Origin of the sequence: Burkholderia sp. 567 (assembly GCF_040545115.1) — a bacterium.
GTDB lineage: Bacteria > Pseudomonadota > Gammaproteobacteria > Burkholderiales > Burkholderiaceae > Burkholderia > Burkholderia ambifaria.
Genome location: NZ_JBEPLG010000014.1, coordinates 138588 through 152234, shown reverse-complemented (window position 1 = coordinate 152234; position 13647 = coordinate 138588). Strand labels below are relative to the sequence as shown.

Sequence of the window (13647 nt, the reverse complement as noted above, 5' to 3'; positions counted from 1 at the left end):
CGAGAGAAACCGCGGCGGCGGCGCGCGACTACTGCGCGGCGGCCGGGCTTGATGCCGGCGTGGCGGGCTTCGGCGCACTGCTCGACAGCTCGGGCGACAGCGTGAGCGGCGTGCCAGAAGAATCGGGAATACTGTCGGACGCGTTTTCATCGGTCGGCTTGACGTCCGACGGCGGCGTGTCCTGCTGCTGGATGGGCTTCGCCGGCAACGGGGGCACGGTAGGCAGATAGAGCGGACCGCGTTGCCCGCAGCCGGCAAGAATCGCCAAAGCCGCTACAATCGCGCTCATCCGGAAAACGACTCGCATGATCGTCCCTGAGCAATTATTTAACCGATAGAGTTTAGCATGTCCGATACTGAATACCTGGCCCGTGCCGAGGCTGTGCTGGCGTCCGTCGAACGTACCGTGGACGCCGCGAACGACGGCGATCACGACATCGATCTGGAGCGCAACGGCAGCGTGCTGACGCTCACGTTCGAGAACGGCTCGAAGATCATCATCAACCTGCAGCCGCCGATGAAGGAGCTGTGGATCGCCGCGAAGGCGGGCGGATTCCATTACCGTTTCGTCGACGGCGAATGGCGCGATACGCGCACCGGCACCGAGTTCTTCTCGGCGCTCACCGACTACGCGACGCAGCAGGCCGGCCTGCCGATCACGTTCCGCGCGTAACGACGCTCGCCCGTCGGGCGCCGATACGTCGGATCACTGCACAAAGAAAAAGCGCCCCAGCGGGGCGCTTTTTTCATGGCCGGGCCGTTCGTCAGTGGCCGCGGAACAGGTTCATGATGTCCTGCTTTTCCTGCTCGTCGACGTGCGGCACCGGTTCCTCGGTGTCCTGCACCGCCGGCGCCTGCGGCACGCCGACCGTCGACACGAAGCCGTGCCCCGGCGTGAACTCGGTGAAGTACAGCTCGCCGCCGATCGACTGGACGTCGTCCGGCATCGTCGGCTTGAACTCCGGCACGCCCTTCAACGCCGCACCCATGTATTCGATCCACACCGGCAGCGACAGGCCGCCGCCGGTTTCGCGATCGCCGAGGCTGCGCGGGTTGTCGTAGCCGATCCACGCGATCGCCGCGAGCGTGTGCTGGTAGCCGGCGAACCACGCGTCGTGCGAGTCGTTCGTCGTACCGGTCTTGCCCGCGAGGTCGGTGCGCTTCAGCACGTTGGTGCGTGCGCCGGTGCCGCGCTGCGCGACGCTCTGCAGCAGGCTGTTCGTCACGTACGCGTTGCGTGCGTCGATCGCGCGCGGCGCGTTCTGCTCGGCGATGAGCGGCTGCGCGCGTGCGACGATCGCGCCGTTCGGATCGGTCACTTCGGCAATCAGATACGGGTTCACGCGGAAGCCGCCGTTCGCGAACACCGAGTACGCGCCGGCCATCTGCAGCGGCGTGACCTGGCCCGCCCCGAGCGCCATCGGCAGGTAGGCCGGATGGCGGTCGGCGTCGAAGCCGAAGCGCGTGATGTACTGCTGCGCGTACTTCGTGCCGATCTGGTTCAGGATCCGGATCGACACGAGGTTGCGCGAGCGCTGCAGCGCGGTGCGCATCGACATCGGACCTTCGAAGCCGCCGCCGTAGTTCTTCGGTTCCCACGGCTGGCCGCCGGTTTCCGCGGCGCTGAAATACAGCGGGCCGTCGTTGATCACCGTGGCCGGCCCGAGGCCCTTGTCGAGCGACGCCGAGTAGATGAACGGCTTGAACGACGAACCCGGTTGCCGCCACGCCTGCGTGACGTGGTTGAACTTGTTCTTGTTGTAGTCGAAGCCGCCGACGAGCGAGCGGATCGCGCCGTCTTGCGGGACGATCGAGATGAACGCGCCCTCGACCTGCGGCAACTGCGTGATCGACCACTTGCCGGCGTCGTTCTTCACGACACGGACGATCGCGCCCGGGCGGATGCGGCGGTTCGGCTGCGCGTTGGCCGACAGCGCGCTCGACGCGAAGCGCAGGTTGTCGCCTTCGATCGTCGCGGTGCTGCCGTCGATGAAGGCCACCGTGATCTGGCGCGGGGTGGCTGCGGTGACGACCGCCGCGATCAGTTCGCCGTTGTCGGGATGCTCGAGCAGCGCGTCGTCGATCGCCTGTTCGCGATCGTCGGCGCCGGCCGGCAGCTCGATGAAGCCTTCCGGCCCGCGATAGCCGTGGCGGCGCTCGTAATCCATGATGCCCTTGCGCAGCGCGGTGTACGCGACCTGCTGGTCGGCGGAATCGATCGTCGTGACGACGTTGAAGCCGCGCGTGTAGGTTTCCTCGCGGTACTGCGCATACATCATCTGCCGGACCATTTCCGCGACGTACTCGGCGTGCACGCTGAACTCGCGGCCCGCGCCCTTGACGACGAGCGGCTGCGCGGCAGCCTCGTCGTACTGCTCGCGCGTGATGAAGTTCAGCTCGAGCATCCGCTGCAGGATGTATTCCTGGCGGACCTTCGCGCGCTTCGGGTTGACGACCGGGTTATACGCGGACGGCGCCTTCGGCAGCCCCGCGAGCATCGCCGCTTCGGCGAGCGTGATGTCCTTCAGGTCCTTGCCGAAATACACGCGCGCGGCGCTCGCGAAGCCGTACGCACGCTGGCCGAGATAGATCTGATTCATGTAGACCTCGAGAATCTGATCCTTCGTCAGCGCGCGCTCGATGCGGTACGCGAGCAGCATCTCGTAGATCTTGCGCGTGTAGGTCTTCTCGCTCGACAGGAAGAAGTTGCGCGCGACCTGCATCGTGATCGTGCTCGCGCCCTGCGACGCATGGCCGTTCGTCAGCGCGACGAAACCCGCGCGGGCGATGCCGGTGAGGTCGACGCCGCCGTGATCGTAGAAGCGCGCGTCCTCGATCGCGAGGATCGCCTTCTTGAGCGAGTCGGGCACCTCCTTGAAATGGACGATGTCGCGGCGTTCCTCGCCGAATTCGCCGATCAGCACGTGATCGGACGTGTAGATGCGCAGCGGTACCTTCGGACGATAGTCGGTCAGCGCGTCGAGCGACGGCATGTTCGGCCACGCGACGACGAGCGCGTAGCCAAGCACGAGGCCGCCGGCCACGACGAGGGCCACGCACATCGCGGCGACGCCGATCAGGGCTTTCTGCCACCAGGGCCGTTTCTTCGGCTCCGGCGGGGGAGGCGGGGACGTAGGAGACGTGGATTGCATAGGCATACCGGAAAACAGTCCCGCGATTATAGCTGCCCGGTAAGACCGGCCCTGACGCGACGGGTGGCCGGCGAAAAGCGGCGCATCGCGGTGCCGCCAGCATAACGTCCGCGCGGCCGCCGCGCGCCATGCCTGGCCGTCCGGCCGACTGTCGCGGGCACGCGCCGCTTTGCAGAATCAGGCATCGGAAACGCGGCGTGGGCCGCAACGAGCGCGGGAGGCTGGGATGACAGCACGATGGGCGGCGCGGTTCGCGCCGGGCAGGCACCGTTCGACGGGCATCGACGTCGGGGCGGACGAGGTGAGAGTAGCCGTGCTGAGCCGGCGTGGCCGGGGCGCGGATGTGCGGGTCGAAGGGCTCGAGCGGGAGCCGGTGGGAGTCGCGGACGGGCCGGAGGACGCGCGCTGGGCCGCGGTCGCACGGGCATTGGCGGCAGCCGTGTCGCGGCTGTCGGCGGCAGGCGTACGCTGCGGCGCGCATGGCGTGATGGCGCTGCGCGACGACGAGATGCGCACGGCAACGCTCGACCTTGCCGGGCGCGAGGACGTCGCCCACGCCGCCCGGCAGGCGGCCGAACGCATCTCGGGGCTGGCGCCGGACAGTTTCGCGTTTGACTGGCGGCAGGAAGACGGCGCGCATTCGGGCGAGATCGCGGTCGCCGTGGCGCCGCAGGCCTTGCTCGAGCGGCGGATCGACGTGGCCGCGCAGGCCGGCATCGACCTGACGGCCGTTGACGGCGAGTCGGCCGCCGCGCTGCGCGCATTGCGCCATGCCGCGCAGTTCGAGCTCGACGCGCACGGCCCGTACGCCGCAATCTGGTTCAGCGACACGGGTGTGCGCGGCTGGCGGGTCGACGGCCCGGTCGCCGCACCTGTGCTCGCGGTATCCGGCGACGTGCAGGCGGCGCTCCCCGACGCATTGCGGCAGTGCGTATTCGGGCCGGTGCGCTGCGTGCTCGTGGCCGGCGACGCGCGCTGCATCGCCCGCTGCGGTACGTCGGTCGCCGACATCGGAGATGCACTCGGGGTGGCGGCGGTGCCGTTCGACTGCACGGGATGGAACGGGCTGCCGGGCGAGCCCGGCGGTGTGCCGGACGCTGCGGCATTTGCCCTCGCGGTCGGGCTGGCGCTACGCGGGGTGTGGGAATGATGGCCGATACGGGGTTCGGGCGGACCATCGTCGGCCACGCCGCGCTCGGCGGCTTCAATCTGCTGCCGTACCGTGAGCGGCTGGCGCACGCGTTGCGGCGCCGCCGTGCCACGCAGTGCGGAGCAGCGATCCTGCTCGGCGTATTCGGGGCCTGCGTGTGGACGGGCGCGCAGACTGTGTGGAGATGGGGCGTGGATGCCGAGCGTGCGCGTGTGGAGGCGCAACTGCGGCAATTGGAGCCCAAGGTCGCGGCCGTCCGGCGTGCCGCCGGCGCGGCCGCCGACCTCGCGCAACGCGATGCGCGGTCGGTCGTGCTTGCCGCGCCTTACCGGCGTGCCACCGGGCTGCTCGCGACGCTGGCGCAGGTGCGCGACGACACCGTGCGGCTCGACGCATTGCGCACGACTTCGTCCGGCGCCGTGCTCGACGCGCGCGCGACGAGTTACCGGGCGGCCGCGCGCTGGCTCGCGCGGATCGCGGCCGAGCAGCGCGACTGGCGATTCGATATCGGAGAGCTGACACAGGCTTCGGCCACGCCGGTCACGGCTTCAGCCGCGCCGTTCCGGTTTTCCGTACAGGTGCGCTGGCACGACGCGTCGCCGCAAGGCGCAGCGGGAGGCGGCGCATGACGGCGATCGTGCATAGGTCCGTGCCAGGCGTTGCCGGGGCGCTCGGCCGCGTGACGCGGGTATCGCCGGCCACCGCGCACGCCGTCGGCTGCGTGGTGGCATTCGTGTCCGTGCTGCTGGGCGGCATTCATCTGATGGATGCAGGCGACTGGAGCGGGCTCGCGCGCAGTCGCGCGTTGCTGGCAACGGCACAGGCGCGTGCCGCCGACACCCAGCGGGCACTCGCCGCCACGCAAAGGCACGACCCGGCCCCGGGCTCGGCTGCCGGGCGCAATGTCAGCGCGACGCGTGCGCCGGCGTGGCCCGCGCTGATGCTGGAGCTGGCCGACCTGGCCGGAGCGAGCGGACTGCGGATCGTGTCGATCGAACCGCAGCGCGCGGACGACGCGGCACCGGATGGCCGGCGCACGGTGCGGATCGTCGCGGACGGCGGCTTTCCGGCGCTGCTGCGACTGATGGGTGGGCTGGCTGGTTTGCCCGCGTTGGTGGTGCCGTCGGTCCTGCATATCGAGCGAAAACCGCCCACGGCGCGGGTCGACATGACGATCGACGTATTTCCGGCGCTCCCGGGAGCCCGTTTGCCGGGTGGCGCGGCGCCCATGCTCGCCGGTGCGTCAGGCGACGATCCATTCGGCGGCGCGGGGTCGCTCACGGTAGATGACGATGCGGTGCCGCGTCTGGCCGGCACCATTCGCGACGCGCGCGCCGGGCTCGCGTTGTTCGACGCCGGTGACGGCGGATTCGCGACCGTTGCGCGGGGTGAAGCGCTTGGGGCCGCGCGGCTAATGCGCGTCGATGCCGACGCCGTGACGCTTGCGACGGCCGATGGCGCGCGCCGGTTCGTCATGGACGACGGAGGTCGTCCATGACGAAATACGGATGGTGGGCGATCGCATTCCAGGTCGCATCATGCGTGGCCACGGCACACGCGGCGCTACCGCCTTTGCCGCCGTTGCCCCCTTTGCCGCCGGCCGGCTGGTCGATCGCATCGATGCCAGCGTCTGTCGAGGACACACCGCTGCCGCAGGGCGCGCTCGATGGCGCGGACGGCATGAATGGTGCCGCATCCACACAGGACGGCCCACAGCCGTTCGATCAGGCCGCGCGTGCAGCCGTTCGGGCAGGCACGACCGCGCCGGTACCGTTGCTGGAAGGGCCGCCGATCCCGTTGCCACCGCCGACGCGCATGAGCGACGCCGCGGCGCGGCACCCCGGCGATGCGGACGACGGGCGGCGGATCTCGCTGAATCTGCAAGGCGCCGGGCTCGCGGCCGCATTCGATGCGCTTGCACGATTCACCGGGCTCAACATCATCGTCGGCGAACAGGTGCGCGGCACCGTGACGTTACGTCTGAACAATGTCCGCTGGCGCGATGCGTTCGATACGTTGCTCGACACACACGGGCTGGCCATGTCGAGGCGCGGCAACGTGATCTGGGTCACGCCGGCGGCCGAACTCGCCGCGCGCGAGCGCGAGCGCTTCGAAACGCACGCCCGTGCGGCCGAGCTGGAGCCGCTCGCGAGCCGGACCTTCGCGCTGCATTACCCGCGTGCGCTGGACGTGCAGCGGCTGCTGGCCGGTGCGACCGGCCAGCGCCTGCTGTCGAAACGCGGCGCCGCGGCGGCCGATCCGCGCACGAACCTGCTGTTCGTCACCGATCTTGCGCCGCGCCTCGCGCAGATCGCGGGGCTGATCGACGCGATCGACCGGCCGTCGCGACAGGTGCGGATCGAGGCGCGCATCGTCGAAGGCGAACAGGGCTTCTCGCGTAACCTCGGCGCTCGCATCGCGTTGCGCGCGCAGGGACGGGCGCCCACGGCCGACGGCGCGGCATCCGCGACCGACACGCGCAACGCGCTCGACCTCGCCGCGCGGCCGCTCGGCGGCTTCGAGGCGGCGACGGCCGGCTTCACACTGTTCGCCGCGCCGCTCAGCCGCGTGCTCGACGTCGAGCTGAGCGCGCTCGAGGCACAGGGGCGGGGCCAGATCGTCTCGAGCCCGCGCGTGGTCACGGCCGACCGCGTGAAGGCGATCGTCGAACAGGGCTCGGAGCTGCCGTATCAGGCCAAGGTCGGCAACGGCGTGAGCGGCGTGCAGTTCCGCCGCGCGACGCTGAAGCTCGAGGTCGAGCCGCAGATCACACCCGACGGGCGCGTCGTGCTCGACCTCGACGTGACGAAGGACAGCATCGGCGAGCCGACCGCGGCCGGCCCGGCGATTCATACGAAGCACGTCCAGACGCGCGTGGAGGTCGAAAACGGCGGGACGGTCGCGATCGGCGGGATTTACGAGCAGTTGAACCGGGATGATGTGACGCGGGTGCCGCTCTTGGGCAAAATACCGGTACTGGGCGCGCTTTTCCGGCACCGCGCGCGGCGCGACCAGCGCAGCGAACTGGTCGTCTTCATCACGCCGACGGTCGTCGGCACGCAGTGCGAGACGTCCGGCGCGGGCGATGCGGACGCGGGAAAAAGGGGGCCGGAAGCCGGTGGCGCAGGCTCGACAAGGCAGCCGCTTTGCCAGTAAGCTGCGCCACACACCAGCAGATTCAAGCAGAGGAAGCCGTTGCAAGCGCGGGACCCACACGCAAACGTATTTTTCGTCGGCCTTATGGGAGCGGGTAAGACCACCGTGGGCCGTGCGGTCGCGCGCCGGCTCGACAGGACGTTCTTCGACTCCGACCACGAAATCGAGGCTCGCACGGGTGCGCGCATTCCGGTGATCTTCGAGATGGAGGGCGAGGCCGGCTTTCGCGACCGCGAATCGCAGGTGATCGCCGATCTCACGCAGCGCGAGAACATCGTGCTCGCGACGGGCGGCGGCGCGGTGCTGCGCGCCGAAAATCGCGATTGCCTGAAAGGCCACGGCATCGTCATCTATCTGCGCGCCAATCCGCACGATCTGTGGCTGCGCACGCGCAAGGACAAGAACCGCCCGCTGTTGCAGACCGGCGACCCGAAGGCGCGTCTCGAAGCGCTCTACGAAGTGCGCGACCCGCTGTACCGCGAATGCGCGGACTTCATCATCGAGACCGGCCGTCCGTCGGTCAACGGCCTCGTCAACATGGTGCTGATGCAACTCGAACTCGCAGGCGTCATCGCCAAGCCGCTACAAGCATGATTACCGTCAACGTCGACCTGGGCGAGCGCGCCTACCCGATTCACATTGGTGCCGGCCTGATCGGCCGCACCGAACTGTTCGCCCCTCATATCACCGGTTCGTCGGTCACGATCGTCACGAACACGACGGTCGATCCGCTCTACGGCGACGCGCTGCGCGCGGCGCTCGCGCCGCTCGGCAAGCGCGTATCGACGGTCGTGCTGCCGGACGGCGAGGCCTACAAGAACTGGGAAACGCTGAACCTGATCTTCGACGGCCTGCTGACCGAGCGCGCCGACCGCAAGACGACGCTCGTCGCACTCGGCGGCGGCGTAATCGGCGACATGACCGGCTTCGCCGCCGCATGCTACATGCGCGGCGTGCCGTTCATCCAGGTGCCGACGACGCTGCTGTCGCAGGTCGATTCGTCGGTCGGCGGCAAGACCGGCATCAACCATCCGCTCGGCAAGAACATGATCGGCGCGTTCTATCAGCCGCAGGCGGTGATCGCCGATATCGGCGCGCTGACCACGCTGCCCGATCGCGAGCTGGCGGCCGGCGTGGCCGAGGTCATCAAGACGGGCGCGATCGCCGATGCGGCATTCTTCGACTGGATCGAAGTGAACGTCGACGCGCTGAACCGCCGCGAGCCGGCCGCGCTCGCGCATGCGGTGAAGCGCTCGTGCGAGATCAAGGCGAGCGTGGTCGCGGCCGACGAGCGCGAAGGCGGCCTGCGCGCGATCCTGAACTTCGGCCATACGTTCGGCCATGCGATCGAGGCCGGGCTCGGCTACGGCGAATGGCTGCACGGCGAAGCGGTCGGCTGCGGGATGGTGATGGCGGCCGACCTGTCGGTGCGGCTCGGCCTCCTCGACGAAGCATCGCGGCAGCGGCTCGATGCCGTGATTGCCGCCGCGCACTTGCCGGTGCGCGGGCCGGCACTCGGCGATGCGCGCTACATGGACCTGATGCGTGTCGACAAGAAGGCCGAAGCCGGCGCGATCAAGTTCATCCTGCTGAAGCGATTCGGCGATACGCTGATCACCCAGGCGCCCGACGAAGCGGTGTTCGCTACACTGGCGCAGACGACCCGGTAACGGCGCCCCGGATGCCCCGGCGCCACTGACATGGAGCAGACGTGAGCGAGACATCCAGCAGCAAACTGCCCGAGGCCGGCCGCGCATCCGTCGCGACGCTGGTCGAGCCGCCGACGCTGGCGGCGCTGGAAGCCCATCTCGCTCCGTATGCCGCCCACGCGTCGCAGTCGCGCGGCCGCCGCCATCCGGAAACGCCGCCGGCGGCGCGCACCGAATTCCAGCGCGACCGCGACCGCATCGTTCATTCGACCGCGTTTCGCCGGCTCGAATACAAGACGCAGGTCTTCGTCAATCACGAAGGCGACCTGTTCCGCACCCGCCTCACGCACAGCCTCGAAGTCGCGCAGATCGCGCGCTCGGTCGCGCGCAACCTGCGCCTGAACGAGGATCTCGTCGAAGCGATCTCGCTCGCGCACGATCTCGGCCATACGCCGTTCGGCCATGCCGGGCAGGACGCGCTGAATGCATGCATGCGCGAGCACGGCGGCTTCGAGCACAACCTGCAGAGCCTGGCCGTCGTCGACGAGCTCGAGGAGCATTACGGCGCGTTCAACGGCCTGAACCTGTGTTTCGAGACGCGCGAAGGCATCCTCAAGCACTGCTCGCGCGAGAATGCGCGCAAGCTCGGCGCGCTCGGCGAACGGTTCCTGCAAGGGCGCCAGCCGTCGCTGGAGGCGCAACTCGCGAACATCGCGGACGAAATCGCCTACAACAACCATGACGTCGACGACGGCCTGCGCTCGGGCCTGATCACGATCGGGCAGCTCGCCGAAGTCGAGCTCTGGCAGCGCCACTACGAGGCCGCGCTGGCGGAATTCCCGCATCTCGAAGGCCGCCGCCTCGTGCACGAGACGGTGCGCCGCATCATCAACACGCTGATCGTCGACCTGATCGACGAGACCACGCGCAATCTCATGCGCGTCGCGCCCGCGTCGCTCGACGACGTGCGTGCGGCGCCGCCGCTCGTCGCGCACAGCGAAGCGGTCGCCGCGCAGGCCGCCGCCCTCAAGCGTTTCCTGTTCAAGAACCTGTACCGCCACTACAAGGTGATGCGCATGGCGAACAAGGCGCAGCGCGTCGTCACCGGGCTGTTCGACGCGTTCATCGACGATCCGCGCCTGCTGCCGCCGCCGTACCAGTCGGACGACGAAGCGCAGCAGCCGCGCCTCGTCGGGCACTACATCGCCGGCATGACCGACCGCTTCGCGCTGAAGGAATACCAGCGCCTGTTCGTCGTCAACGACAACTGACTGTCACAAACGATCACTAGACTTCGCCGGTTCAATGGCGACGGGAATGTTGCACACGCTGTTGGTAACGTTTTCATAGGAGAGGTCGATGAAGAAGAAGCCTGCGGGGACCACGATTCGCTCGATCGCGCTTGGCGGCGCGCTGATGTTCGGTGTGCAGCATGCGGCGTTCGCCGCGACGGAGATCCAGTTCTGGCATGCGATGGAGTCGGCGCTCGGCGAGCGCGTAAACGAGCTCGCCACGCAGTTCAACGCATCGCAGAGCGACTACAAGATCGTGCCGGTCTTCAAGGGCACTTACGACCAGGCGCTCGCGGCGGGCATTGCCGCCTATCGCAGCGGTAACGCGCCGGCGATCCTCCAGGTCTATGAAGTCGGCACCGCGACGATGATGCAGGCGAAGAAGGCCGTCGTGCCCGTCTACGACGTGTTCAAGCAGGCCGGCGTGCCGCTCGACGAAAAGGCGTTCGTGCCGACCATCGCGAGCTACTACAGCGATGCGAAGACGGGCCATCTCGTGTCGATGCCGTTCAACAGCTCGACGCCGGTGCTGTACTACAACAAGGACGCGTTCAAGAAGGCCGGGCTCGATCCGAACCAGCCGCCGAAGACGTGGGCGGACGTGCAGGCCGCTGCGGAGAAGCTGCGCAAGTCCGGGATGACCTGCGGCTTCACGACCGGCTGGCAGGGCTGGATCCAGCTCGAGAACTACAGCGTGTGGCACGCGCTGCCGTTCGCGAGCCGCAACAACGGCTTCGACGGCGCCGACGCGGTGCTCGAATTCAACAAGCCGCAGCAGATCGCCCACATCGCGTTCCTGCAGCAGATGCAGAAGGACGGCACGTTCACGTACGCGGGCCGCAAGGACGAAGCGTCGGCGAAGTTCTACAGCGGCGACTGCGGGATCCTGACGACGTCGTCGGGTGCGCTCGCGAACGTGCAGAAATTCGCGAAGTTCAGCTACGGCACGGGCATGATGCCGTACGACGCGAACGTGAAGGGCGCACCGCAGAACGCGATCATCGGCGGCGCGAGCCTGTGGGTGCTGGCCGGCAAGGATCCGGCGACCTACAAGGGCGTCGCGAAATTCCTCGCGTTCCTCGCCTCGCCGCCGGTCGCCGCGAAGTGGCACCAGGAAACGGGCTACCTGCCGGTCACGACGGCCGCGTACGACCTCACGCGCCAGCAGGGCTTCTATGCGAAGAACCCGAGCGCGGAAACCGCGATCAAGCAGATGTTGAACAAGCCGCCGCTGCCCTACACGAAGGGGCTGCGTCTGGGCAACATGCCGCAGATCCGCACGGTCGTCGACGAAGAGCTGGAGCAGGTCTGGGCGCAGAAGAAGTCGCCGAAGGACGCGCTCGACTCGGCCGCCTCGCGCGGCGACGAGCTGCTGCGCCGCTTCGAGAAGTCGGGCGGCTGATCCCGCATCGCGTCCGTGCCGCCGGCCGCCGCCTCGCGCATGCGCGCGGGCCGGCGGCGCGGTTCCCTTTCCGTTTCGCCTGACCGGATGCCCGCGATGCAATCCCGTTCCCGTTTCGGCGCGAGCCTGCTGCCGTACCTGCTGATCGCGCCGCAGCTCGCGATTACCGCCGTGTTCTTCCTGTGGCCGGCCGGCGTCGCGCTGTGGCAGTCGACGCAGATGCAGGATGCGTTCGGCACGTCGAGCGAATTCGTCGGCTTCGCGAATTTCGCGCACCTGTTCGCCGATCCGCTGTACCTCGACTCGTTCCGCACGACACTGGTGTTCAGCGCGCTCGTCACGGTCAGCGGGCTCGTCGTGTCGCTGCTGCTCGCCGCGTGCGCCGACCGCGTGATCCGCGGCGCGCGCGTGTACCGCACGCTGCTGATCTGGCCGTATGCGGTCGCGCCGACGATCGCCGCCGTGCTGTGGGCGTTCCTGTTCAACCCGAGCATCGGCCTCGTCACCTATGCGCTCGCAAAGGGCGGCATTGTCTGGAATCACGCGTTGAACGGCAGCCAGGCGATGTTCCTCGTCGTGCTCGCGTCGGTGTGGAAGCAGGTGAGCTACAACTTCCTGTTCTTCTATGCGGGGCTGCAGGCGATTCCGCGCTCGCTGATCGAGGCGGCGGCGATCGACGGTGCCGGGCCGGTGCGGCGTTTCTTCAACATCGTGCTGCCGCTGCTGTCGCCGACGAGTTTCTTCCTGCTCGTCGTGAACCTCGTCTACGCGTTCTTCGACACGTTCCCGGTGATCGACGCGGCCACCGCGGGCGGCCCCGCGCAAAGCACCAAGACGCTGATCTACAAGATCTTCACGGAAGGCTTCCAGGGGCTCGACATCGGCAGTTCGGGCGCGCAGTCGGTCGTGCTGATGATCATCGTCGTCGGGCTCACGGTGATCCAGTTCCGCTTCGTCGAACGCAGGGTGCAATACGCATGATCGAAAATCGCAAGGGTTTCGACCTGTTCTGCCACGCGGTGCTGATCGCGGGCGTCGTGGCGATCGTGTTCCCCGTCTACGTCGCATTCTGCGCGGCGACGATGAACGCGCAGGAAGTGTTCACGATCCCGCTGTCGCTGGTGCCGAGCACGCACCTGCTGGAGAACATCGCGTACATCTGGGGGCACGGCAGCGGCGGCACGACCGCGCCGTTCGGCCGGCTGCTCGTCAACAGCTTCGTGATGGCGCTCGGGATCGCGGTCGGCAAGATCGCGGTGTCGATCCTGTCCGCGTACGCGATCGTCTATTTCCGCTTCCCGTTCCGCAACACGGCGTTCTGGCTGATCTTCATCACGCTGATGCTGCCGGTCGAGGTGCGGATCTTCCCGACCGTGCAGGTGGTGTCGACGCTGCACCTGACGAACGCCTACGCGGGGCTCACGCTGCCGCTGATCGCGTCGGCGACGGCGACATTCCTGTTCCGCCAGTTCTTCATGACGCTGCCCGACGAGCTGATGGACGCCGCGCGCATCGACGGCGCGGGGCCGATGCGCTTCTTCTGGGACGTCGTGCTGCCGCTGTCGAAGACGACCATCGCGGCGCTGTTCGTGATCACCTTCATCTACGGCTGGAACCAGTATCTGTGGCCGATCCTGATCACGACGGAGGCGTCGCTGTCGACGGCGGTGGTGGGCATCAAGACGATGATCGCGAGCGGCGACGCCGCGACCGAATGGCAATACGTGATGGCGGCGACGCTGCTGGCGATGATTCCGCCGCTCGTCGTCGTGCTGGCGATGCAGCGCTGGTTCGTGCGCGGCCTCGTCGATTCCGAGAAGTGAACCACGGACGGCAACCGGGAGAA

The 13647-nt window shown here is 68.2% G+C and carries 13 protein-coding genes; 11 read left to right on the top strand and 2 right to left on the bottom strand.

Annotated features, from left to right (window positions below; all coding sequences use genetic code 11):
- Positions 1-28: 28 nt before the first annotated feature.
- Entirely contained in the window at positions 29-307 is a 279-nt protein-coding gene (gene lptM / locus ABIC50_RS30940; protein WP_354168610.1) for an LPS translocon maturation chaperone LptM, read from the bottom strand.
- 39 nt (positions 308-346) lie between these two features.
- Between lptM and cyaY the strand changes: the two genes are divergently transcribed.
- On the top strand, positions 347-673 hold the full coding sequence (gene cyaY / locus ABIC50_RS30935; protein WP_006758798.1) for an iron donor protein CyaY: 327 nt from the start codon (positions 347-349) through the stop codon (positions 671-673).
- Positions 674-764: 91 nt separating this feature from the next.
- On the opposite strand, the gene ABIC50_RS30930 is transcribed toward cyaY, so the two are convergent.
- On the bottom strand, positions 765-3152 hold the full coding sequence (locus tag ABIC50_RS30930; protein ID WP_175697101.1) for a penicillin-binding protein 1A: 2388 nt from the start codon (positions 3150-3152) through the stop codon (positions 765-767).
- A gap of 226 nt (positions 3153-3378) precedes the next feature.
- Between ABIC50_RS30930 and ABIC50_RS30925 the strand changes: the two genes are divergently transcribed.
- The 10 genes from ABIC50_RS30925 (at position 3379) to ugpE (ending at position 13624) form a co-directional block, all read left to right on the top strand.
- Positions 3379-4302 carry a competence protein ComA gene (locus ABIC50_RS30925; protein WP_354168609.1) on the top strand — a complete coding sequence of 308 codons (924 nt, stop codon included), beginning with the start codon at positions 3379-3381 and terminating at the stop codon, positions 4300-4302.
- Positions 4299-4931 carry a PilN family protein gene (locus ABIC50_RS30920; protein ID WP_354168607.1) on the top strand — a complete coding sequence of 211 codons (633 nt, stop codon included), beginning with the start codon at positions 4299-4301 and terminating at the stop codon, positions 4929-4931. The genes ABIC50_RS30925 and ABIC50_RS30920 overlap by 4 nt, the downstream gene beginning before the upstream one ends.
- On the top strand, positions 4928-5800 hold the full coding sequence (locus tag ABIC50_RS30915; protein ID WP_354168605.1) for a pilus assembly protein: 873 nt from the start codon (positions 4928-4930) through the stop codon (positions 5798-5800). Before ABIC50_RS30920 ends, ABIC50_RS30915 begins: the two co-directional genes overlap by 4 nt.
- Entirely contained in the window at positions 5797-7458 is a 1662-nt protein-coding gene (locus ABIC50_RS30910; RefSeq protein WP_354168604.1) for a type IV pilus secretin PilQ, read from the top strand. The genes ABIC50_RS30915 and ABIC50_RS30910 overlap by 4 nt, the downstream gene beginning before the upstream one ends.
- Before the next feature lie 39 nt (positions 7459-7497).
- A complete protein-coding gene (locus ABIC50_RS30905; RefSeq protein ID WP_011655776.1) occupies positions 7498-8052 on the top strand; it encodes a shikimate kinase in 555 nt (184 codons plus the stop codon).
- Complete coding sequence (gene aroB / locus ABIC50_RS30900) at positions 8049-9128, top strand: 3-dehydroquinate synthase (RefSeq protein ID WP_354168602.1); 1080 nt, start codon at positions 8049-8051, stop codon at positions 9126-9128. The genes ABIC50_RS30905 and aroB overlap by 4 nt, the downstream gene beginning before the upstream one ends.
- Before the next feature lie 65 nt (positions 9129-9193).
- The gene (locus ABIC50_RS30895; protein ID WP_354168623.1) at positions 9194-10378 is read left to right on the top strand and encodes a deoxyguanosinetriphosphate triphosphohydrolase; all 1185 of its coding nucleotides are present in this window, start codon (positions 9194-9196) and stop codon (positions 10376-10378) included.
- Positions 10379-10466: 88 nt separating this feature from the next.
- Positions 10467-11801 carry a sn-glycerol-3-phosphate ABC transporter substrate-binding protein UgpB gene (gene ugpB / locus ABIC50_RS30890; protein ID WP_175700517.1) on the top strand — a complete coding sequence of 445 codons (1335 nt, stop codon included), beginning with the start codon at positions 10467-10469 and terminating at the stop codon, positions 11799-11801.
- A 96-nt stretch (positions 11802-11897) separates the two neighbouring features.
- Positions 11898-12782 carry a sn-glycerol-3-phosphate ABC transporter permease UgpA gene (gene ugpA, locus ABIC50_RS30885; protein ID WP_354168601.1) on the top strand — a complete coding sequence of 295 codons (885 nt, stop codon included), beginning with the start codon at positions 11898-11900 and terminating at the stop codon, positions 12780-12782.
- The gene (ugpE, locus tag ABIC50_RS30880) at positions 12779-13624 is read left to right on the top strand and encodes a sn-glycerol-3-phosphate ABC transporter permease UgpE (protein ID WP_012362912.1); all 846 of its coding nucleotides are present in this window, start codon (positions 12779-12781) and stop codon (positions 13622-13624) included. Before ugpA ends, ugpE begins: the two co-directional genes overlap by 4 nt.
- The last annotated feature ends 23 nt before the right edge of the window (positions 13625-13647 follow it).